At 61.8% G+C, this 21736-nt stretch carries 24 protein-coding genes and 5 tRNA genes; 1 reads left to right on the top strand and 28 read right to left on the bottom strand.

Translation table 11 applies throughout. The features are described 5' to 3' along the window. From tuf to C3F12_06705, 26 genes are all read right to left on the bottom strand, one after another. Positions 1-379, bottom strand: a 379-nt coding sequence (tuf, locus tag C3F12_06830) for an elongation factor Tu (protein PWB46637.1), incomplete at its 3' end; no start/stop codon positions are given. Positions 380-481: 102 nt separating this feature from the next. Continuing rightward, positions 482-557, bottom strand: a tRNA-Thr gene (locus C3F12_06825). A gap of 37 nt (positions 558-594) precedes the next feature. After that, positions 595-671, bottom strand: a tRNA-Gly gene (locus tag C3F12_06820). A 115-nt stretch (positions 672-786) separates the two neighbouring features. Next, positions 787-871, bottom strand: a tRNA-Tyr gene (locus C3F12_06815). Between the two features lie 40 nt (positions 872-911). Beyond that, a tRNA-Thr gene (locus C3F12_06810) sits at positions 912-987 on the bottom strand. Positions 988-1072: 85 nt separating this feature from the next. Then, entirely contained in the window at positions 1073-1873 is an 801-nt protein-coding gene (locus C3F12_06805; protein PWB46636.1) for a 23S rRNA (guanosine(2251)-2'-O)-methyltransferase RlmB, read from the bottom strand. After that, positions 1870-3492, bottom strand: a complete 1623-nt coding sequence (locus tag C3F12_06800) for a cysteine--tRNA ligase (protein PWB46635.1) — start codon at positions 3490-3492, stop codon at positions 1870-1872. Before C3F12_06800 ends, C3F12_06805 begins: the two co-directional genes overlap by 4 nt. Positions 3493-3516: 24 nt before the next feature. After that, positions 3517-3993, bottom strand: coding sequence for a 2-C-methyl-D-erythritol 2,4-cyclodiphosphate synthase (locus C3F12_06795; protein PWB46634.1), 477 nt, complete (start codon positions 3991-3993; stop codon positions 3517-3519). Beyond that, positions 3990-4682 (bottom strand): 2-C-methyl-D-erythritol 4-phosphate cytidylyltransferase, encoded by a 693-nt coding sequence (gene ispD / locus C3F12_06790; GenBank protein PWB46633.1) that lies wholly within the window; start codon positions 4680-4682, stop codon positions 3990-3992. The genes C3F12_06795 and ispD overlap by 4 nt, the downstream gene beginning before the upstream one ends. Positions 4683-4768: 86 nt before the next feature. Further along, positions 4769-5797 (bottom strand): PIN domain nuclease, encoded by a 1029-nt coding sequence (locus C3F12_06785; GenBank protein ID PWB46643.1) that lies wholly within the window; start codon positions 5795-5797, stop codon positions 4769-4771. 46 nt (positions 5798-5843) lie between these two features. After that, positions 5844-6329 (bottom strand): CarD family transcriptional regulator, encoded by a 486-nt coding sequence (locus C3F12_06780; GenBank protein ID PWB46632.1) that lies wholly within the window; start codon positions 6327-6329, stop codon positions 5844-5846. Between the two features lie 189 nt (positions 6330-6518). Further along, positions 6519-7901, bottom strand: a complete 1383-nt coding sequence (locus C3F12_06775; GenBank protein PWB46631.1) for a DNA repair protein RadA — start codon at positions 7899-7901, stop codon at positions 6519-6521. Between the two features lie 80 nt (positions 7902-7981). Continuing rightward, positions 7982-9376, bottom strand: coding sequence for a replicative DNA helicase (locus C3F12_06770; GenBank protein ID PWB46630.1), 1395 nt, complete (start codon positions 9374-9376; stop codon positions 7982-7984). A gap of 19 nt (positions 9377-9395) precedes the next feature. Next, positions 9396-9845 carry a 50S ribosomal protein L9 gene (locus C3F12_06765; protein PWB46629.1) on the bottom strand — a complete coding sequence of 150 codons (450 nt, stop codon included), beginning with the start codon at positions 9843-9845 and terminating at the stop codon, positions 9396-9398. A gap of 39 nt (positions 9846-9884) precedes the next feature. Further along, positions 9885-10835 carry a hypothetical protein gene (locus tag C3F12_06760; protein ID PWB46628.1) on the bottom strand — a complete coding sequence of 317 codons (951 nt, stop codon included), beginning with the start codon at positions 10833-10835 and terminating at the stop codon, positions 9885-9887. A gap of 49 nt (positions 10836-10884) precedes the next feature. Beyond that, complete coding sequence (gene rpsR / locus C3F12_06755) at positions 10885-11121, bottom strand: 30S ribosomal protein S18 (protein ID PWB46627.1); 237 nt, start codon at positions 11119-11121, stop codon at positions 10885-10887. Between the two features lie 31 nt (positions 11122-11152). After that, entirely contained in the window at positions 11153-11527 is a 375-nt protein-coding gene (locus C3F12_06750) for a single-stranded DNA-binding protein (GenBank protein ID PWB46642.1), read from the bottom strand. 1 nt (position 11528) lies between these two features. Beyond that, the gene (gene rpsF, locus C3F12_06745) at positions 11529-11963 is read right to left on the bottom strand and encodes a 30S ribosomal protein S6 (GenBank protein ID PWB46626.1); all 435 of its coding nucleotides are present in this window, start codon (positions 11961-11963) and stop codon (positions 11529-11531) included. After that, on the bottom strand, positions 11896-12504 hold the full coding sequence (locus C3F12_06740) for an aminoacyl-tRNA hydrolase (protein ID PWB46641.1): 609 nt from the start codon (positions 12502-12504) through the stop codon (positions 11896-11898). Before C3F12_06740 ends, rpsF begins: the two co-directional genes overlap by 68 nt. A gap of 45 nt (positions 12505-12549) precedes the next feature. After that, on the bottom strand, positions 12550-13266 hold the full coding sequence (locus C3F12_06735) for a 50S ribosomal protein L25 (GenBank protein PWB46625.1): 717 nt from the start codon (positions 13264-13266) through the stop codon (positions 12550-12552). A gap of 13 nt (positions 13267-13279) precedes the next feature. Next, a complete protein-coding gene (locus C3F12_06730) occupies positions 13280-14218 on the bottom strand; it encodes a phosphoribosylpyrophosphate synthetase (protein ID PWB46624.1) in 939 nt (312 codons plus the stop codon). A 67-nt stretch (positions 14219-14285) separates the two neighbouring features. Then, a tRNA-Gln gene (locus tag C3F12_06725) sits at positions 14286-14359 on the bottom strand. Positions 14360-14420: 61 nt separating this feature from the next. Beyond that, the gene (gene ispE, locus C3F12_06720; protein ID PWB46623.1) at positions 14421-15293 is read right to left on the bottom strand and encodes a 4-(cytidine 5'-diphospho)-2-C-methyl-D-erythritol kinase; all 873 of its coding nucleotides are present in this window, start codon (positions 15291-15293) and stop codon (positions 14421-14423) included. 3 nt (positions 15294-15296) lie between these two features. Continuing rightward, the gene (locus C3F12_06715) at positions 15297-16124 is read right to left on the bottom strand and encodes a hypothetical protein (protein PWB46622.1); all 828 of its coding nucleotides are present in this window, start codon (positions 16122-16124) and stop codon (positions 15297-15299) included. Next, a complete protein-coding gene (locus C3F12_06710; GenBank protein PWB46621.1) occupies positions 16121-17902 on the bottom strand; it encodes a hypothetical protein in 1782 nt (593 codons plus the stop codon). The genes C3F12_06715 and C3F12_06710 overlap by 4 nt, the downstream gene beginning before the upstream one ends. Further along, positions 17899-18612 (bottom strand): YihA family ribosome biogenesis GTP-binding protein, encoded by a 714-nt coding sequence (locus C3F12_06705; protein ID PWB46620.1) that lies wholly within the window; start codon positions 18610-18612, stop codon positions 17899-17901. Before C3F12_06705 ends, C3F12_06710 begins: the two co-directional genes overlap by 4 nt. 126 nt (positions 18613-18738) lie before the next feature. Between C3F12_06705 and leuB the strand changes: the two genes are divergently transcribed. Next, positions 18739-19818 (top strand): 3-isopropylmalate dehydrogenase, encoded by a 1080-nt coding sequence (gene leuB / locus C3F12_06700; GenBank protein PWB46619.1) that lies wholly within the window; start codon positions 18739-18741, stop codon positions 19816-19818. Here leuB and ygbF read toward each other — a convergent pair. After that, entirely contained in the window at positions 19811-21043 is a 1233-nt protein-coding gene (gene ygbF, locus C3F12_06695; GenBank protein PWB46618.1) for a tol-pal system protein YbgF, read from the bottom strand. The two genes, leuB and ygbF, sit on opposite strands and share 8 nt — an antisense overlap. A gap of 36 nt (positions 21044-21079) precedes the next feature. After that, positions 21080-21715 (bottom strand): peptidoglycan-associated lipoprotein Pal, encoded by a 636-nt coding sequence (pal, locus tag C3F12_06690; protein ID PWB46617.1) that lies wholly within the window; start codon positions 21713-21715, stop codon positions 21080-21082. Positions 21716-21736 lie beyond the last annotated feature (21 nt).

Raw genomic sequence — 21736 nt, 5'->3', positions numbered from 1 at the left:
CCTGGCGCGCGAGCAGGATGTGCTCGCGGGTCTGGGGCATCGGCCCTTCGGAGGCGGCGACCACCAGGATCGCCCCGTCCATCTGGGCGGTGCCGGTAATCATGTTCTTGATGTAGTCGGCGTGGCCGGGGCAGTCGACGTGTGCGTAGTGGCGCTTCTGGGTCTCGTACTCGACGTGGGCGATGTTGATGGTGATCCCCCGCTCCTTCTCCTCCGGCGCCTTATCGATCTGGTCGAACGGGATGAAGTCGACCTTCGGGTTTGCCGCGTGCAGGACCTTGGTGATCGCCGCGGTGAGCGTGGTCTTGCCGTGGTCGATGTGCCCGATGGTCCCGATGTTCATGTGCTCTTTCGTCCGCTCGAATTTTGCCTTGGCCATAGCATCTCCCGCCCGGAAGAGCGACGCATTGCTCTCCTCCGGCACTCATCCGCTGAAGGCGGATATCATCACCCCTGTCAGTCTCGCATCGAGAACACTATCTGGAGCCCACGACCAGGATTGAACTGGTGACCTCATCCTTACCAAGGATGTGCTCTGCCAACTGAGCTACGTGGGCCGGACTACGACCATCCCCATCCGCACGAACGACGATCTGGAGCGGGAAACGGGATTCGAACCCGCGACCCTCAGCTTGGAAGGCTGACGCTCTAGCCAACTGAGCTATTCCCGCCCAAGCGTATATCCGCTGCCTCAGGCGTTGCAGCGCCTTTCTCACAAAAGCAAAACAGGGCGAGCGACGATACCCTCGCCTCCGGACCGCCGTCTGCCCTGCGAGTCCGTTCCGATGGTGGGGAGAGGAGGATTCGAACCCCCGAAGGCAACGCCAGCAGATTTACAGTCTGCCCCCTTTGGCCGCTTGGGTATCTCCCCGTATCCCCCCATTCGGCGTCTTCCGAACGCCGGCTCGCCATGGAGCTGGCGAAGGGATTTGAACCCCTGACCGGCTGATTACAAATCAGCTGCTCTGCCAACTGAGCTACGCCAGCATGTAAACCCTTAGACTATTAGCAATTCGAGAGCGGTGCAAGCGGAATATAGCGAGATTCTCGGCAAAAAGCAAGCGGTAATTTTCTAATTTTCCGATTCTTGCGAGACAATCATAGCTTCTCGTCTGTTCGCTGAAACCTGCTCCATCACACGCTGTTGCCGACGGATTTCAAAGAGCAATACGGCGGTGGCGGCGGCGGCGTTCAGCGACGCGACGCGGCCGCGCGTCGGAATTCGGACAAGCAGATCGCACCGCCGGCGCACCAATGCGCCGAGTCCCCGATGCTCCCCTCCGATGACCACACCCAGCGGAGCGCGCGCATCGATCTCGTACAGCGACCGGACGGCGCCGACATCGGCGCCGACAATCCAGATACCCTGATCCTTCAGCCATGCAAGAAACGCCGGCAGACCTGCGACCCTCGCGACCGGCAGGTGCTCCGCAGCCCCGGCGGAGGCCTTGGCGACCGCGGGGGTCATCCCGACAGCGCGATGTTTCGAGATGAAGAGTCCGTCTACACCGGCAGCCTCCGCCGTACGCATCATCGCCCCAAGGTTTTGAGGATCCTGAACCCCGTCAAGCAGCAACAGTAACGGGAGCTGAGTCGCGGTCTTGATTCGCGCTACCAGCTCACACGGGTCATGATAGCCGACGGCGCCGACAATGGCCAGAACCCCCTGATGTGTCGTCCCCCTGGCCAACTCGCCAAGCCGCTGCCGCGTCTCCTGCTTGAACGGTATGCCCAATTCTTTGGCGCGTCTCACAATCTCAGTGATCGTAGAATCATATCGCTCCCTCGCCAGATAAATTCGATCGATTCGACGTCGCCCCGCCAGAAGCGCCTCCAGGACGGCATGAGGACCAACGAGGATCCCCTCGGTCATGATCGCGGTGCCTTAACGTGGGTCGCCTTGACGTACCAACGGACCCCATCGCCGGTATCGTCTACTACGATCCCCCGTTCGGCCAGCCAGGTTCGGATCGCGTCGGCGGTCGCCCAGTCCCTCTGATGACGGCAGTGAACTCGGTACGCCACGATAGCCTCAATCGTCTCCGCCGGCGGAGACTGGCCCGATTCAATTGCCATACGGACCCGTTCCTGCGCTGTGGCGAAGTCTTGGGCTGTGACCCGGAGGTCAGGTTTGGCTCGGGCAACCTCCACCGCGACCGTATCGGACATTCCAACACAACCGCTTACAGTGATCTCCCGCACCCTGCTGGTGTCCGCTTCGTCCTCAACCCCTTCGAACAAGCCGCCCAACACCGACCCCAATGTTCGTAATGTCTCTCCCCCCAGGCCCAACGCATACACAAGCGATTGCCTCGGTGTCTCATCGGCATCGGTCAGGGCGACATTGATATCCCTGGTCAGACCAAACAACGCGGCGAGCGCGCGAGGCGTATTGAAATCATCATCCATCGCACCCGTAAACTCCTGCTCGGCCGCGTGTATCCGGTCGACAAGGGGCAGAGAATCCATGCGTGCAGGGTCGGCTTTTGGACTCGGGATATTTCGGATACGTCGAACCTGATGAAGGACAATACGGAATCGTTCCTCTGCCGCCCTGGCGTTATTCAGCGCATCCTCCGAAAAATCTACGGGGGCCCGGTAGTGCGTTCCGAGTAAAAACAGCTTCAGCGCACACGGACTGATCTGTTCAAGGAGTTCGCCGACCGCCAGGACATTGCCGAGCGACTTGGACATCTTCTCGGCGCGGATGTTGACGAATCCGTTATGGACCCAGTACCGGGCAAACGGTTTGCCGGTTGCGCACTCCGACTGCGCAATCTCGTTCTCGTGGTGAGGAAAGATCAGATCGGCTCCGCCGCCATGAATGTCGAAACTTTCGCCCAGGTATTTCATCGACATGGCCGAGCACTCGATATGCCAGCCAGGCCGGCCGGGACCCCACGGACTGTCCCACGCCGGCTCTCCGGGACGCGATGCCTTCCATAACGCGAAATCGAGGGGATCACGTTTCCGCTGATCCACCTCAACCCGCGCCCCTGCCCGCAATTCGTCGAGACCCCGATGGGAAAGCTTCCCGTAATCGGGCGAGCGTCTGACCTCGAAATAGACGTCGCCATCGACCGTATAGGCGATCCCCTTCGCCATCAAGGCCTGTATGAGCGCGATCATTTCCGCGATATGGCGCGTCGCCCTCGGCTCTTCTGTGGGCGTTCGGAGACCAAGCGCCCTCATATCCCGGCGGTAGGCCTCGATCTGCTCCTCCACTAACGATTCGCGCGACCGTCCCAACTCCGCAGCCCGCCGGATGATCTTATCATCCACATCCGTATAGTTGCGTACGTACACCACACGATAGCCCCGGTACTCCAGGTAGCGCCAGACCACATCGAAGGTCAGCGCCGCGCGCGCGTGGCCGATATGGGCGCGGTCGTAGACGGTCGGACCACAGGCGTACATCCGTACGGTGCCGGGCATACACGGATCAAAGACCTCTTTTTTCTGCCGTAAGGTATTGTAGATCGTCAACGCCATGCGACTGTTTCGCGATCCTCCAAGCTATTCGAGGCGCTGCAGCGATGCCACGGCAAGCGCGGCAATACCCTCGCCTGCCCCGAGCGTCCCCACCCGATTGGCGGTCGTCGCCTTGACACTGACGCGCTCAACAGGGGCATCTACGCTGACCGCAAGGTTCACCCGCATCTGTGTGATGAATGAGGCAAGCCTTGGCGCCTCTGCGATGATGGTGGCATCGATGTGATTGACCAGATAGCCGAGCGCCTTCACCCGTTGGAAGGCCTCCCTGAGGAGCAACAGGCTGGATACATCCTTATATCGAGGGTCGTTCGTCCCGAAGCATGAACCGATATCGCCGGCGCACGCCGCGCCCAGCAGGGCGTCGATCACCGCATGGGCCAGCGCATCCGCGTCCGAATGGCCCTCGAGCCCTTTGTCGAAGGGGATCTCCACCCCGCCGAGGATCAGGCGCCGACCGGCTACCAGCGGGTGCGTATCAAACCCGAGGCCGACCGTCATTGGATCATCCGTCGTCTGAGAATCAGATCGGCCAGCGGCATATCCTCTTCACCGGTAATCTTGAGGTTCTCGTAACTTCCCCTGACAACTCTGACTCGCCCCCCGACCCGCTCCACCAGCGCGGCATCGTCGGTGGCTGCGGCACCCTGTTCTCGACCGGCTCGATGAGCCCGCATCAGGAGCTCGTATCGGAAGACCTGTGGGGTCTGGATCGACCAGAGCTGCCCCCTCGGCAGCGTCTCGATCACCACCCCGTCGAGATCGACCCGTTTGATCGTATCGACAACCGGCACAGCCGCTACCGCCGCACCCGTTTCCTTCGCAGCCTCGACGGCGGACAGCACGACCTCGCGCGAAACGAAAGGGCGAACGCCGTCGTGGACCAGTACCAGATCCGTCGTCGCCTTCGCCCGCTGTAGACCGTTATAGACCGAATCCTGCCGCGTCTGTCCTCCCTGCACGACCTCCGTCTCCAGGTCGATCCCGGCCAGCGCCAGCGCCTCCCGACCCCTCGACTCTTCTCCGGCCGGAACGACAACGATCATAGCCGCAAGCACATCGGATGCTGCCAGCGACCGCAATGTGTGGCTGAGTATGGGCAGGCCGTTCAGCGCAATGAACTGTTTCCTGACCGCCCCCCCGAATCGAAGTCCCGCCCCCCCGGCGGGCACAATGGCAGTGACATGCATAGAGGTTGGGGGTTGGGGGTTGGGGGTTGGGGGCAGATCCTAAGGTTGTTCCCTCTACCCTAACCCCTATCCCCTATACCCTGTCTTTACGCGGCTTCGGCCTCTTCCTTCAGACGTGAGAAGATCATGCGTCCGGCCGTCGTCGGCAGCACCGTGGTGACGCGCACATCGACCGTCTGGCCGATATATCGACGACCGCTGTCGACCACGACCATTGTGCCGTCATCAAGGTAGGCAATTCCCTGATTGTACTCCTTCCCCTCTTTCAGGACGTGGACCTGCATCTCTTCACCAGGCAGGACGACGGGTCGCAGCGCATTCGTGAGCTCATTGATGTTCAACACACCGATCCCGTGCAGACCGGCGACCTTATTCAGATTAAAATCGTTGGTGACCACCTTGGCGTTGAGCGCCTTGGCCAGTGCGACCAACTTCGCGTCCACCTCGCGGATATCCGGAAAATCCATATCACTGATCTCGACATGGACGTCCACCTTTTTCTGGATTTTCTGCAGAATATCCAATCCTCGACGACCGCGGTTACGTTTCAGCGGGTCGGATGAATCGGCGACCTGCTGCAACTCCCGCAAGACAAATTGGGGCACGACGAGCGTTCCCTCCACAAAACCGGTCTCACAGATATCGGCAATCCGGCCGTCGATGATGACCGAGGTGTCGAGGATCTTCGTGGCCTTACCGCGCGGCTTTTCTCTGAACGCCCGAACCACGCCCGATACGCTGAACCCCGGGCTTTTCTCGATGGCGATGACCGCCCCCAGGTACGCCGCCCCGATAGTAATGATAGTGTGCATCGTCTCAGCGATATACGGGGGAAGAAAGTGCAGAAATCCGGAAATAGCATTGAAGAAGAGTTCAGCCAGACCAAGACCCAGGGCAAATCCGATAATACCGCTGACGATGACCTGTAAAGACATTTGACGAAACTTGCGCTGCAGGACCATCACAATGATGCCGCAGGAGGCCCCTAATAGGAGGCCGGCTATACTGAGCAACCACTGATACGGCTCTACGGCAGCCCGCGAGGCGAGATAGAAGCCGATTGCCGCCCCTCCGACGATCATTGGAAGACCAACGCGATAGTTGTAATCGTTCAAATCGATCACCCCCTCTCATACGTGTCGATGACCATTTCTATGGTCGTTAGCTGTGGTTGGTTACCGCCTGTTCGACAAGCGCTCGTGCCGTCTCCTGATCGATCCCGGAGGCGTGCGAGATCTCGCTGACGATCAGCCTTCGGACATTCTCGAGCATCGTCTTCTCGCCGAACGACAGACTCCGGTCCCTCTGGAGCAGGATTAGCTTCCGCAAAACCAACGCAACCTCAAAGACCGATCCGGTCCTGATTCGTTCCAGATTATCCTTGAACCTTCGATTCCAGTTAGAGCTGATTTCCAGATCGTTCTTCTGCAAGATAGCCAGCACCTTCGGAATCTCCGACGGTTCGATGACCTCTCGAAGGCCGACACGTTTTGCGTTCTTTGTAGGAACCAGTATGGTCATACCGTTCCCAATGATCCGAACGATGTAGAAACGCTGCAGTCCGCCCCCGACCTCTTTCTTTTCGATGGCCTCGATCCATCCGACACCGTGGGTCGGATAGACCACTTTTGTCCCGGTACGGTACATTCTTAACACTGAATTTTAGCAGGGATATCCGGTCCAGTCAAAATATTCCCGCGAAAACAGTAATAGGTTCTTATAACTCGCTATCGTCTATCACGATCGACGATGGTAAACATATGTGTGACGTTGTGATACAACAGGCAGACTGATAGTGACAATGGCAATTTACCCGTTCTGTAGTTGATTGTGCTTCTATCCTGTGTGTCGTGTCGCCAAATGCTCGGTCAACTCCTCCAGCGTGCCCAGCCCGCTCACCCGTAACGTGGCGCAGTCGGGCATGGTCCGGCTCAGGTTGTGCCGGGGCATCAGGCAATACGACAATCCGAGCCGGGCGGCCTCATCGAGCCGTCGCTCGGCCATTGGTACAGCCCGAATCTCACCGGCCAGCCCGATCTCACCGAACACGCAGAGTCCCGGATCGAGCGGCAGGTTCCTCGCGCTTGAGAGGACGGCCGCGGCGATCCCGAGATCGGCGGCGGTCTCGCCGACCCTGACACCCCCCACTACGTTGACATAGACATCGCACGCGCTGAGTGCAAGACCCAGCCGCTTTTCCAGGACCGCCAGCAGCAGAATGCCCCGGTTGCCGTCGACGCCATTGAATACCCGTCTGGCGATCGGCGCGCCTGGAGCGGCCACCAGCGCCTGCAGTTCCACAAGCAACGGTCGGCTCCCCTCCAGGGTCGGAATCACAACCGAGCCGGGCGCCCCCGACGGGCGCTGCGCAAGAAAGAGCTCCGACGGATTGGCGAGTTCCCGTAGACCGGACGCCGTCATTTCGAGTACGCCGATCTCCGGCGTTGGGCCAAATCGGTTCTTGACCGTCCGCAACAGTCGGTGAATCTGGTGTCCCTCCCCTTCGATGAACACGACGGCATCGACCAGGTGCTCCATCGCCTTCGGGCCCGCAATGGCCCCCTCCTTCGTGATATGGCCGATGATCACGGTACTGATCCCCTTCTCCTTTGCCAGCGTCATCAGCCGAACGGCCGCTTCGCGAACCTGACTGAGACTGCCGGCAGGGGATTCCAGGTCATCAGAGACGATAGTCTGAATAGAATCGATAACCAGGATGGTCGGCCGAATACGGTCGGCCTGGTCGACAATCGTGTGGAGGGAGGTCTCAGCAAGAAGCAACAGCCGATCGGAAAGCGGACCCAATCGGCTCGCCCTGGACCGGGTTTGCTGAGGCGATTCCTCGCCGGAGACGTAGAGGACCACCCCATCCCGCTGAGCGATCTGCATCGACGCCTGAAGGAGCAGGGTCGACTTGCCGATCCCGGGATCGCCGCTCACGAGTACAAACGAGCCGGGAACGATTCCGCCCCCCAGCACACGATCCAGCTCGGTCAGGCCGGTGCTCATCCGGTCACGCGCCATGCCGTCTACGGCGGTAATCGGCGTCGCCCGATGCGGCGCCGATGAGGCCCCGTCACGAGAACCGCCGCGCCGCTCGACCGTGGTACGCTCCTCTAACAGGCTTGACCACTCCCCGCAATCGGGGCAACGGCCCATCCAGCGGGCCGTCTGGTACCCGCAGCTCTGACAGAGGTAATGGCTCTGGGTCTTGGCCATTGCGCCTCGCTACCCGCAGCCGCACGTCGAACACCGTTCACCGTTCAACATTGCATGTTGAACGCCGAACCATACGCGCGTCACATCTCCTCGGTCTCATCAGGCTCGTGGTGGATAAGGTCAAGCGAGCCGAACTTCACATATTCCCGCAGGAAGGCCAACTCAACCGTTCCGGTCGGGCCGTTGCGTTGCTTGGCGATGATGATCTCGGTCTTGGTATCCCGTTCCGGATCCGGGGCCCCGGCCTTCCTGGCCTGATAGTAGCCCGGCCGGTACAGGAAGACCACGACATCCGAATCCTGCTCGATGGCACCCGATTCTCGCAGGTCCGAAAGCTGGGGGCGCTCCCGCTCTTCGGTCCGCCGTGCGAGCTGCGACAGCGCCACCACCGGGACCTTCAGCTCCTTCGCCATCGCCTTCAGGGCCCGGCAGATCTCCGACACCTCCTGCTGACGATTCTCGGACCGTGAGCGACCCGAGATAAGCTGGAGATAGTCGATCACCACCATCCCGATATTCTGTTCGGCCTTCAGTCGCCGCGCCTTGGCGCGCAGCTCGATGACCGACAGGGCCGCCGAGTCGTCAATATAGATGGGCGCCTCTGACAGGTGGCCGGCCGCATTGGTCAGCTTCGGCCAGTCGCTCTCCCGCAGCCACCCTGTTCTGATCCGATTGGAATCGACCTCAGCCTCGGCGGAGAGCAGTCGCTGGACGACCTGCTCTTTCGACATCTCTAGACTGAAGATGCCGACCGGAATCTGTTCGTCGATGGCGGCGTTTCGCGCGATGTTGAGGGCGAAACTGGTCTTGCCCATCGAGGGGCGGCCGGCGATGATGATCAGTTCCGACGGCTGCAGGCCGGCGGTTTTCTGGTCAAGATCCTCAAACCCCGTAGGCACCCCGGTGACCTGCGTCCGGCGATCGAACAGCTTCTCCACCTGTTCAAAGGTGTCCTTCAAGATCGATTTGAGGGGCAGGAAGGCGCGCCGCACCCGATCCTCCGACAGCTCGAAGATCTGCTGCTCGGCCCGCTCGAGCACCTGATCCGCCTCCTCCTGATCGGCAAAACCGAGTCCCACAATGTCGGTGGCAACCGCGATCAACTGGCGCATGAGCGCCTTGTCGCGGACGATCCTCGCGTGGTAGGCCACGTTCGCGCCTGTGGGCACGGCATCCACTAATGAGGCGAGGAACGCCGACGAGCCCACCTCGTCGAGTTCGCCTCGACGACGCAACTCGTTCGTGATCGTGATCAGATCGACCGGTTCACCCCGCCCGAACAGTCCGGTGGCGGCGGCAAAGATCTTCCGATGCGCGTCCCGGTAGAACTGCTCCGGCCGCAGCAGCTCGAGGCACTTCAGAAAGGCCTCGTTGCTCTGCAGGACCGCCCCGAGGACCGACAATTCGGCCTCCAGATTCTGCGGCGGAACCCGCTCTGCGGCCGCCTCTCGCCGGTCCAGGGTCGACTCCCGCATCACGCGTTGAGCCACCGACTCAGCCCTCTTCGCGCTCGACTGTCAGCCGAAGCTCGCCGACAACCTCTGGGTGCAGGCGGATGGGAACGGTGTAGCTGCCAAGCGCCTTGATCGGCTCCTGCAGGACGATCTTTCTTCGATCCATCTCCAGTCCCTGCGCGGCCAGGGCGGCACAGATATCCTGGTTGGTGACGGCGCCGAACAGCCGGTCGTGCTCGCCGGCCCGGCGCGCGATGACGCAGTGCAATTCGGCGATTCGACCGGCCGTCGCCTCCGCCGCGCGGCGAAGCCGCGTCTCGCGCTCGGTATTCTGTCGCAGCAGGTGATGCAGCGACTTCAGATTGGCGGATGTGGCCTCCACGGCCTTACGCGTCGGGATAAGAAAATTCCGGGCATACCCGTTCGCCACCTCAACCTGATCACCGGCGGCGCCCACCTTTTCCACCTGTTCCAAGAGAACGATCTTCATCAGTCTCTGACCTCCTCGTCCTGTTTCACCCGCCGCGCGCTATGCGTCAGGGGATGTCGGAAGCGAATGCCGACGAAAGACAACCCAAATGTCAAACAGACCGACCAATGCCACGAGCAGCAACAGCAGGGGCTGAAGCAAGAGCAGCGCAACACCCAGAAGTCCAATAAACGGCGACAGCCTCAGCCGGCGTATCCAGAACACGGCAATCGCCAATCCCTGCAGAAAATAGACCGTCATCATGACCAGCAGCCCGTTGAACCCGATCTCCTTCGCGATCGGCAAACCGCTCAGCAGCAGGGCCGCCGACCCGATAAACGCCCACACCAGCCAATCGGGAACCCTCCAGGTAAAGCTTGGGATCGGACGTCCGGCGATCGCAACCTCGGCTGCACCCCTGCGCGCCAGAAAGAAATTGGCCGATGTGCTGAGCAACGCCGCCGCAATAAAAAGACCGGGCGCACTGGTCAGCAGAAACGTCCGCACCTCCTCGACCGATCCAAATAACGGCCCCACCTCGTCCGGCGCGATGCCCATCTTGCCGTACACCTCCATCGCGTCTCGTACGGCGATATCGAGACGATGGGTCAGGAAATCCAGCATCGATCCCCCTGTGCTCCATGCCGCGAGGAGCAGGCCGACCAGACCGCCCATCAGGACGGTCAGGCTGCCCAAGGCGACCGATGCCTCCGGCGCCCATCGACGGCGGATCGCCTCCGCCAGCACCAACGCCGGAAGACCGAACTGAACGTAGAAGAACCAAGCGTATCCCGGACCCACGAGCGCGGCAACACCGATCCCGACGGACACCATCCCGACGAGCGCGATAACCCGGCCGATTTTCAAGGAGAGGAGAATAAGCGGGAGGGGGGTCAGCAGGCTAAAGAAACTCCCGGCGACCGGGATCACCCCGCCGGCCAGCGCGAGGATCAGAGACGCGAGGCACAGGGCGACGCCCTGCACGAACGTCCCGATCGATCCCTCGTTCATCGAACGTTTATCGTCTCTCCCATCGCGGCGTTCCGTCAGCCCTTCCGGTTCAAAGCAGATCGGCCGCAAATGGGAGCAATGCGATGCTGCGGGCCCTCTTGATGGCCCCGCCCAACTGGCGCTGGTGACCCGCGCAGTTTCCGGAAATCCGTCGGGGGATAATCTTTCCCCGGTCCGTAATGAAGTTCCTCAGCCGCTTGGCGTCCTTAAAATCGACGACCTCGATCTTGTCGACACACCACTTGCAGACCTTTTGTCGTCGAAAGTTCCGTCGCTTTTTCAGCATCCGTCGTCACCTCCTTCAGTCTGATCGTGTGTCAGAACGGCACCTCGTCATCGCCGGATCGCGGCGGCTCCTCCTCGGCGACTGCCGCATCCTTCCGCCCGCCGACAAATTGGACCCGCTCCGCCACCACCTCATATTTGCTCCGTTTCTGACCGTCCGGCGTTTCCCATGATCGTTGCTGGAGTCGACCCTCAACCAGCGCTTGACGTCCCTTGCTCAGAAACTCCGCGCAGGTCTGCGCCTGCTTGTCCCAGACGACGACAGTGATGAAGCAGGTCTCCTCCCGCCGTTCCCCGCCCTTGGTCGTGAACGATCGGTTGACCGCCAGATCGAAATTGCAGACGGTCATCCCGCCCGGCGTATGCCGCAGTTCCGGATCCCGCGTCAGGTTCCCCAGCAAAATCACCTTATTGAAGCTCACCATTCTCCGCCTCCTGGGCAGCGGTTACGGGACTACCCTCGAGCGTCGCATGCGACTTCACCTTAAAGCGTCCTCTTCGAGGCTCCTCCGCCCTGACGACCGCCCCCTTCAGGATGGCCTCAGTGATTCGAAAGTGCCGCTCAAGGTCGGCTACTACGTCGCCGGGACCCTCCACCTTCATCAGGACGTACTGCCCCTCCCGCCGTTTCTTGACCTCGTAGGCGAGTCGCTTTTTCCCCCACTTCTGGATCTCCGGCACCTGTCCGCCCTTCTTGGCGACGACCTCTCGAACGGCTCCGATCTCCGTCTCGACGCCTTCCTCCGTAAGGGCCGGATCCACAATAACGATGACCTCATACCGGCTCACTCTCTTCACCTCCTTCAGATTTCGCCATGCGAGCCTGACGGATACCTCGAACATTGTATCGGTTCATCGCGGTCTCAAGCCCCTCGTGAACCAGCACCTCAACGGCATCAGCCGCCCGCTCTACCGCCCCCTGTATCCTCTCGCCTTCGTGCTTGTCAAAAGGCCCGAGGACATGGCTTACCGCATCCCGGCTCCCGTGAGGCCGTCCGATTCCCACCCGGACCCGAAGAAAGTCCGGGCTGCCCATCGCCTCGATCACGGAACGGACGCCACGATGTCCCCCATAACCGCCGCCGATCTTGACCCGAAGCAGGGACAACGGCAGATCCAGATCGTCATGGACGACGACAATCCGGCCGGGTTCGAGGCGTAAGCTCTGTTGCCATCGGGCAACACTGTCGCCGCTCTCGTTCATAAAGGTCAGCGGCTTCACCAGCAACACCTGACCTCCGTGCAGCAAACCCCTCCCATACAGCGAACGGTATCGACACCGTGTGAGGGGGACACCGATCCGATCGGCCAACGTATCTACAACCCAAAAGCCCGCATTGTGACGACTGAATTCATACTCCTGACCGGGATTGCCCAGGCCCACCACGATCCACAACACCGTCCCCCGCTAGGCCGTCGTACCGCCCTGCTACTTCCCTTCCTTGACCTCTTTGGCCTCCTTCTTACCGACCACCTCCGGCTCGGCCTGACCCTCCTCGGTAGCCGCCGCCCCTTCTGCCGCAACACGCTGAATCAATACCGACACCACGGGCCTGGCCGGGTCGTCAAGCACCCGGAGGTCTCCGGCTACGGTCAATTCGCGGACATGGATGGCGTGGCCCAGATCAAGCTGACTGATGTCTACCTGGATGTGACTCGGGATCGCCACGGGCAGACACTCGACGGTGACCTCACGCAGATGCTGCTCCAGGAGACCTCCCTTGATCTTGACCCCGACAGCCTCCCCCGACAGCCTGACGGGGACCTGCACCTTGATCTTCCGTTCCATGGAGACCTCGAGGAAGTCGGCGTGCAGCGGCCCGCCTCGTACTGGATCCCGCTGCAATTCCTTCAGCAGCACCGTCCTCGATGACTCGCCATTGCCGTCCAGCGCGAGGGTAATCAGGACGTTCTCGCCCGCCCCGGTCCCCAGCAACTTCATCATCTCCAGGGGATTGACGGCGACCGCCGTAGGCCCGGACAGACCTCCGTAGACGATAGCCGGAATCAGCCGTTGTCGTCGAAGCCTTTTCACGGCCCCCTTACCGACCTGCATTCGAACCTGCCCCTTCAGCACCGCGTGCTCCATCATACGCTCCTTCTTGTAACGCGCAGGCGGGACAATGTCTTGCGCCTGCGCCCCCATCGCTTCTCCCCCGTCAGACGAACAGGCTGCTGACCGATTCCTCCTTGTGAATGCGGCGGATGGCCTCGCCCAACAGGGGCGCCACCGAGAGGACCGTCAGCTTCTTGCATGTGCCGCTCTTCGGGAGGGGAATAGTATTCGTGACCACCACCTCTTCCAGCACCGATCCGTCGATCCGCTCTACCGCCGGGCCGGACAGCACCGGATGTGTGCACCCCGCGAAGATTCGCTTCGCCCCTTTTTCGAGAAGCGCCGGGACCGCCTGCGTCAGGGTGCCTGCGGTATCGATCATGTCGTCCACAATGATCACATCCCGCCCCTCGACATCGCCGACGATATGCATCACCTTTGCCTCGTTCGGACCGGTCCGCCGCTTGTCGATGAAGGCCAGCGGGCTGCCCAGACGCTTGGCGAACGCCCTCGCCCGCTCTACGCCCCCCGCATCCGGGGAGACGACCACCGCATCTTTTAGCCTCCGCTCCTCAAAAAACCGCAACAACACCGGGGTGGCGTACAGATGATCGACAGGGGTCGTAAAGAACCCCTGGATCTGTCCGGCATGAAGATCCATCGTCAAGACCCGATGGGCGCCGGCCGCCGTCAGCAGATCGGCCACCAGTTTCGCGGTGATCGGGACACGAGGCTGCACCTTTCGATCTTGCCGCCCATAGCCGTAGTACGGCATGACGGCGGTAATCCGCCAAGCCGACGCGCGCTTCAAGGCGTCGATGATCACCAACAGTTCCATGAGATTTTCGTTGACGGGTCGGCACGTCGGCTGAATGACGAAGACGTCGGCGCCCCTGACGTTTTCATAAATCTGGACCAGAATCTCGTCGTCGGCGAAGCGTGTGACCTCGGCATCGCCGAGCGGGATATCGAGGTAATCCGCGATCTCTTGCGACAAGGCCGGATTGGCGTTCCCGGAAAAAAGGATTAACCGATCAGACATCGGACACTCTCCGCATACCACATAGTTTCTCCTGCCCCTCTGCGCCCGACAGCCGCCTGCCGCCTACTGGCTGGGGGGCGAGGACTCGAACCTCGATGTGCAGATCCAAAGTCTGCCGGATTACCCTTATCCGACCCCCCATATGGACGCAATACATTGCGCCCCTACGTGGGCGCATCCTAGGGCGCAATCAATTGCGCCCCTACGTCATGAACAACGGATTCTTTTCCAAGGTGCGGCAGGCAACCGCGGCAATTCCGCTCTCGATCAAACTTGACGCGACCTGCCTGGCCGTCTCGGCCTCCCGCATGATGCCGAAGACCGTGGGTCCGCTGCCGCTGACCAGGACCGGGCTCGCACCCCGCAGCAACAGCCGCTGTTTAAGATCGGCGACCGGCGGGTAGGCCTCAAGCACGACATCTTCCAGGCGGTTGAAACAGTACGACAGCGCCGCCTCCTCCTGTCCGGACTCAACCAAACCACGCATTGTAAACCCGGCCTTCTCGGATGTCAACGGCAATCTCAGACGGCGGTAGACCGACGCCGTCGAGATTTCCATCCCCGGGTTGGCGATGACCAACCACCGGGGCGCCAGCGCGGCCAACTCTTCGACACGCTCCCCTCGACCCCGTACAAATGCCGCTCCACGACAAAAGAACAGAGGGACGTCGGAACCCAACTCGGCGCCGAGACACGTCAGCTCCTCATGAGGCCACCCCAAGTCGTAGAGAAGGTTCAGGCCCCATAGGGTCGCCGCCGCGTTGCTCGACCCCCCTCCCATCCCCCCGGCGACAGGGATGTGCTTCTCGATCCGGATGTCGACCCCGCCATGGACCCCGCTGTGGCGCAACAGCAGATCGGCCGCCCGATGGCACAGGTTCTCAGGCCCGACCGGGACCTTGGGATCCTTCACCCGAATGGTTATCCCGCTCGTACGACGCTCCAGGATGATGGTATCGCACAGCTCGGTCAACGCGACGATCGAGCAGATCTCATGATACCCATCGTCGCGCCGTCCAAGGACCTCGAGAAAGAGATTGATCTTGGAGGGAGAGGTCAGCGTAATCTGCTTCATCGCCTACGGCAACCCGAACAACGGCGCCATGCCCGCATCGAGATTCACCACCTGCGCGCCCTGAGCCGGCTCGGGGAGTTGAAACAGCTCGCGCGGCAACTCGGGATTCAGGGTATAGGATCGGTACGACACCTCCACTGCCGCTTGTTTCATGGGGTCCTCGAGTAGAAGCGCACGTAATCCGTGGGTCGCGGGAGCAAACTGAAATCGCAGGCGGAGTGTTGTCCCCTCATACAACTCCCCTCTCAGGAGGCTCAGGTCGTCGTCGGATACCCACAGACGCTGGGTAAAAGACAACTCCTGTCCTCGCAGCAGGTACGCGCCATTGTCATCCGGGCCGTACAGTTCCGTTGTCTCCATCTGAATCGCAAGGGGCGGCAGGCCGAGCAACAACCGGACCAACTGGGCCGGCGCCACGCGGAATCCTGTCACCCTGGCGACGTTGGCGGGGGTCGCACTCCCCTCGACAAAGACATTCTGCAACAGCGCGTGCGCGATCAGTCGACGGCCGTCGCTCACGATCACCAGCGACGTCAACCCGCCCCAGCCGATGCTCTCCAGTCGAATCCGACCGGACCGCTCGGCGACCACCGCCTCCTGCCGATACTCGCGCACCCCTGCGCGACGAACCGTCAGATCGAGGACGGCTTGCAGACTTGTGACCGTCGCCTCGCGCTCCCGCAAGGGTCGAAGGATCTCGCGGACAACCGGCGGCGAAGGGCGCAGCAGGTCCCCCTGTTCCGGAACCAGATTGACCGTATAGGCGGCGCATCCGCCCAGCGCGACCGCCGCGACGAGCACAACGAGGCGCCGGAACAGGCAACCCGTCACCGGCTCTCCCGAGACAGCACCTCCCTGGCCTTGCCCAGCTTCTGCCGCACCGCCTCGTTGGTGCCGTCGATGGCCAGCGATCGCTCCCACTCTCTGATCGCCTCGGAGACCATCTGCTTTCTGAAATAGACGTCGCCGAGGTGTTCGAAGATTGTGGGATCCTCCGTCTTGGTGAGATCCGCGGCGCGCTTGAGCTCCACAAGGGCCTCGTCAATCATCCCCTGCTTATAGTAAGCCCAGCCCAGGCTATCCACGAACGCCCCGTTGTCGGGTTGAAGCTCCAACGCCTTCCTGACCAGCGCCACCGACTCATCCAGCCTAATCCCCTCATCGGCAAACATGTATCCCAGGTAGTTGTACGCATCGGCATTCTTCGGATCGACAGCCAACAGCCTGCGAAAGGTTGTCTCGGCCTTATCGATCTGGCGACTTCGCTCAAAGGCCGAGCCGAGTTGATACAGATAGGCGGCATTGCCGGGATCCAGACCGAGCGCACGCTCAAGCTGCGCGATAGCCTGCGCATAATGTTTTTGCTGGAAATAGATCAGGCCCAACAGGTACGGAATGCTGCCCTCATTCGGCCTGAGGGCGCCCGCCATCGAGAGCAGGTCGCCGGCCTCGGCATACCGTTCCTTCCGACTCAGGATATAGCCGCGGTGGAACAGTGCATCCGGATACCGGGGATGATCCTTGGGGATCCGCGCCAGCTCTTCGAGGGCCTCATCGGGTCGCTTGCCGTCCTCGAGGGCCAGCCCCAGATAGTAGCGAACCTCGTGGTTGCCCGGTTCCTGCCGAAGAATGTCCTGGAAGGCGGTAATGGCCTCGTCATACGCCCGCTTTTCATAGTAGATAAATCCGATCCGTAGGCGAAGCGCGGTGTTGCTCGGTTCTTGTTCGAGCAGCCGTCGATACTCGATCAACGCGGCGTCGAGGTCCTTCTGTCGCAACAACAGGTGGGCCACACGCTCCCGAAGCGCGGTGTTGCTCGGGTCTTCACCCAGCGCGCGTTGGTATATCTCCCTGGCCTCGTCCAATCGCCCCTGGGCCTCAAGACTCATCCCGAGCGCCGCCAACGCCGCATCGAACTCCGAATCACGTTCCAGGACCTCCCGAAAGATCTGGGCGGCCTGCTCCGGCTGCCCCTCTTCCAGGTAGAGACGACCAAGGTTGTACCGCAGTACCAGCGAGTTTGGATCCATGTTCAGGGCTCTCCGGTAGACGGCAACCGCCTCCTCCGCTCTCTTGGCCTCTCTGTACAGGACCGCGAGCTGCATGTAGGTCTCGATGCGGTTGGGGTCCAGGTCGACCGCCTCGCGGAGGTATCGTTCGGCGACCGACAGGTTGTGCAGGCTCTGATAGACGGCGGCCAGCAGCAGGCGCGCGTGGAGGTTCTTCGCATCAAGGGCGAGCGCATCCTCGCCCGTATTGATCGCGCTTCGGACATCGCCCCGTTTTATATACAGGGCCGCCAAATGATTGTGCATGGCGACAGATCGAGGATCGACCTGGAGTGCCGCCTTCTGCCATGCGATAGCGGTCTGATAATCGCCGGTCTGCGCCGCGAGAAGGCTTCTCATGAACCGGTAGTACGCCTCGGGCTTGCCCTCTTCTTTCTCTGCTGCCGTGGACACAGACGTGGCGGCGACCCCAGATCTCGAACGTTTTGTCGCCGGTTCGGGCCCAGCCGTTTGTACGGCCGCGCACCCCTGGCCGAACAGCGCCAGGACCAGCCACACGGCGAGCCGGTGTCGGATTCGCCCTTCCTCTCTCATACTCATCCACACTCCTCATACATACCGCTGCGGACCGTCGAACGTCCCCGCCCCGCAGCGGCCGTTTCGAGCCTAGCAGGTCCGGCGGGCGGAGTCAACGCCGAATCCCTCACGCCGAATCCCTCAGACGACCGGCTGTGCGTCCGCCCGTCAAGGACCGCCAGCAATGCGTCCCGGCCCTCCTCGGACCGCGCAGAAAACGGGATGATGCGGGCGTCGACCACGCCCAAGGCCTGGGCCGCGGCAGCGATCTGCGCACCACGGGCGCTGCGCCGCAGCTTATCGATCTTGGTCAGCACGGGGATCCACTCCAGCGACAGCTCGTCCAACAGACGCCTCATCTGCAGATCCCGCTCCGTCACTCCCTGGCGCGCGTCGAGCAGCACCACCACGGCCCTGAGGCTGCGACGCGCGGCGAGATAGCCCTCGATCAGGGGTCCCCACGTCCGTCGAATGGCGTCGGGCGCCTTCGCGTAACCGTAGCCGGGCAGATCGACCAGGTAGAAGTCCCGGTTGATCAGAAAGAAATTGAGCAACTGTGTCCTTCCCGGCACGGCGCTGACGCGGGCTAATCCACGGCGCCGCAGCAGACAGTTGATCAGCGACGACTTCCCGACATTGGAACGGCCCACCACCGCGATCTCCGCTCGCGGTTCACGCGGGAGCTGAATAAGCGACGATACGCTTCTGACGAACTCGGCGGTCCTGATAATCACGATGCCAGTATAGCACAGCCTGTCCCCGCCGGTCCTTTGTTCTTGACCTCATCGGCCCGGCGTGCTAGTCATGGAGGCGCCTGGCAAACGGATGGCGGGTGAGGGGTATCCCAACAGGGAGGGTGCATGGCTCGAATTGCGGTACTGGCCGGCGACGGCGTAGGCCCGGAGATTATCCGGGAGGGGGTAAAGGTATTACGACACGTCGGCGCGCTGTTCGATCTCCCCCTGACGCTTGAAGAGGGAACAGTCGGGGGTGCGGCCATCAACCGGTGCGGGGTTCCACTTCCGCCGGATACCTTGAGTCTCTGTCGCGCCTCCGATGCGATTCTGTTCGGGGCGGTCGGCGGACCGCAGTGGGACGATCTGCCGGTCGATCATCGGCCGGAGCGCGGCCTGCTCGCATTACGGAAAGAGTTGGGGCTGTATGCCAATCTCCGGCCGGTCAAGCTGTTCGCCCCGCTCGTCGACGCCTCGCCGCTCAAGCGCGAGGTCATCGAGGGGGTTGATCTGCTGGTCCTCAGGGAGCTGACCGGTGGCCTGTACTTTGGCGAACCGAAGGGGATCGGTCCCGCCCACGACGGGAACGGCGAACGAGCCGTCGATACCCTCAGTTACACGACCTGCGAAATTGAGCGGATCGCCAGAATCGGGTTTCAGATTGCTGCGCGGCGTCGCAAGCGGCTGACCTCCGTCGATAAGGTGAATGTGCTGGCCAGCTCCCAGCTCTGGCGTCGCGTGGTCGTCGATACCGCCAAGGCGTTTCCGGACATCGAGCTGGACCACATGCTGGTGGATAACTGCTCCATGCAACTGATCCGTGACCCTCGGCGCTTTGACGTGGTGCTGACCGAGAACACCTTCGGCGACATCCTGAGCGATGAGGCCGCCATGCTTGCCGGCTCCATCGGGATGCTCCCCTCCGCCAGCCTGGGGGACGGACCGGGTCTGTATGAACCGATCCATGGCTCCGCCCCGGATATTGCCGGGCAGGATACGGTCAACCCCCTGGCCACGATCCTGTCGACCGCCATGCTCCTGCGGTATTCGCTCCACTGCGAGGCGGCGGCAACGGCTGTCGAAACGGCTGTCGGTCGGGTCCTCGATGACGGCTACCGAACCCTCGATATCCGGGAACCCAGTCCGACACGTCTTGTCGGTACGGCGCAGATGGGCGATCTCGTCGTCGAGCGTCTTGTCATTTGACCTGGCTCAGCCGCTCCTTCGCCCGTCTCGCCTCCTGCGACTTGGGGTACTGCTTCAGCAGGTTGTCGAGGACCGTCCGCGCCTTGGATTTGTCCCCGATCTCCAGATAGGCCAGCCCCTGCTTCAGCATGGCGCTCGCAACCTTCGGATTATCCGGATGTTGCTTGACGAGCAGCGCAAACTCCCTGATCGCCTGATCGTAGGCCTTCTGACTGTAATACGACTCGCCAAGCCAGTAGCGGGCATTCGGGGCGAGACTGGAGTTGGGGTAGATCTCGAGATGATTTCGAAAGCCGCTGATCGCCAGATCGTACTCGCCCTTCGCGTAATCGTTCAGGGCATTCCGATACAGCTCATCCGCGCTCCCAACCCTTGGCGCCGGTTTCGTCGTCTGGGCCGGAGGTAGAGCCGGTTCGGTCGTCCGTCCGGCAGACACAGCCGGTGCGGTCTCCGGAACCGGCGCCTGGGTCGCGGGCGTCGGCGAAATCGGGGGGGGCGTCGTGATCGAGGCCACCGCGGGGGCCACCGGCCGGGGCGCCGCGCGGGACGAACCAGGACCGGTGATCGGTTTGCCCTTTCCTGTTTTTCTGGCCTCGGTCAGGGCGAGCTGTGCGGTCGCATTGATCTGTTCGATCGCGGCGTTGGTCTGCTGGGCCATCTGCTGAAGCGCCGCCGTCACCTGTTGAGCGGTCTGCTGGGACGCGGCCGACGCCTGGCGGGCTACGGCCGCCGCCTCCTGCGCAGCCGCGACCGCCTGACCGGTCTGCTTATCCGATCCGGCCAGCCGTTGTCCGATCTGATCAAGACGACGCCCCAGCTCATCGACCCGTCGGTTGGCCTCCGTGATGCCATGACCGGTCCCTTCCGTCTGCCCCTGGGACAGGCGGACACTGGTAGCCAATTCATCCAACTTGACCGTGAGCGCGGCCTGAGACTGAAGGAACGCCTGTCGTTCCTGGACCGTCTTCGCTGATTGGCTCTTGAGCTCCGCCTCCGCCCTCCCCAGCTTTTCCTCCAGGACCGCCCTGGTCCGTTCGCTCTTCTCCAGACGGTCCTCGATCCTCCGCAGGCGGTCCTCCATGTGCTGCCGGGTTCCCGCGACAGCCGCCACCTCGCCCCGCATGGCGTCCACATCCTGCTGCACCATCCGCAGCGGCAGGTCGCCCTCACATCCTACCGTTAACATCCCGAGGGCTGCCGCCGCCGATAAGTAATACCGTCTCATGCGCGAGGCCCCGCAATCAGTCTATCGGATGATTCGTCATTTTACGCCGACGGTAAAGTGCGCCCGCCGATTCCACCTCCAGGCGGATTCGTCGTGCCCGAGCACAAAGGGTCGCTCCTTGCCATAGCTGATCGTATTGATCCGATTTGTCGCGATCCCGGCGGCAACCAGGTAGTCTCGCGTAGCCCTGGCGCGTCGTTCGCCCAGCGCAAGGTTATACTCGCTGGAGCCACGCTCGTCGCAGTGACCTTCGATGGTCAACTTGGCCGCAGGGTTGTTCCTGAGCCATTCGACATTCTCATTCATCAGCTTCCGCGAATCGTCTCGAATGGCGGACTGATCGTAGTCGAAATAGATGTCTTTCAGCGCCGTCGCCGCCGCCTCGGCGGCCGCATCCGGTCTGATCTCCGCCTCGGCGATTCTCGCCTCTGGCGCCGCACCGGTCTCGGAGGGCAGCTTGGCCTCCGGCGTCTGGACCGCAACCTCAGTGGGGGACTTCTCCTCTGGGGTAGCCACTTTTGGCGCCGGCGTACTCATCTCAGCCGGCGCTGCCGGCCTCGGAACCGTTTCGACCACTTCCGGCCGTTTCGGACAACCGGCCAGCAACGTTGCCATCAGCGCCAATGTTATGGTGGAACCGACCCCTATCCGCTGCGTCCATCTCATCTCCATATCCCTCCTCTTATTCTCGCC

The sequence above is a fragment of the Candidatus Methylomirabilota bacterium genome (assembly GCA_003104975.1).
Classification (GTDB): Bacteria; Methylomirabilota; Methylomirabilia; order Methylomirabilales; family Methylomirabilaceae; genus Methylomirabilis.
The sequence above is the reverse complement of the archived record's forward strand: the minus strand, read 5'-3'. Positions and strand labels throughout refer to the sequence as shown.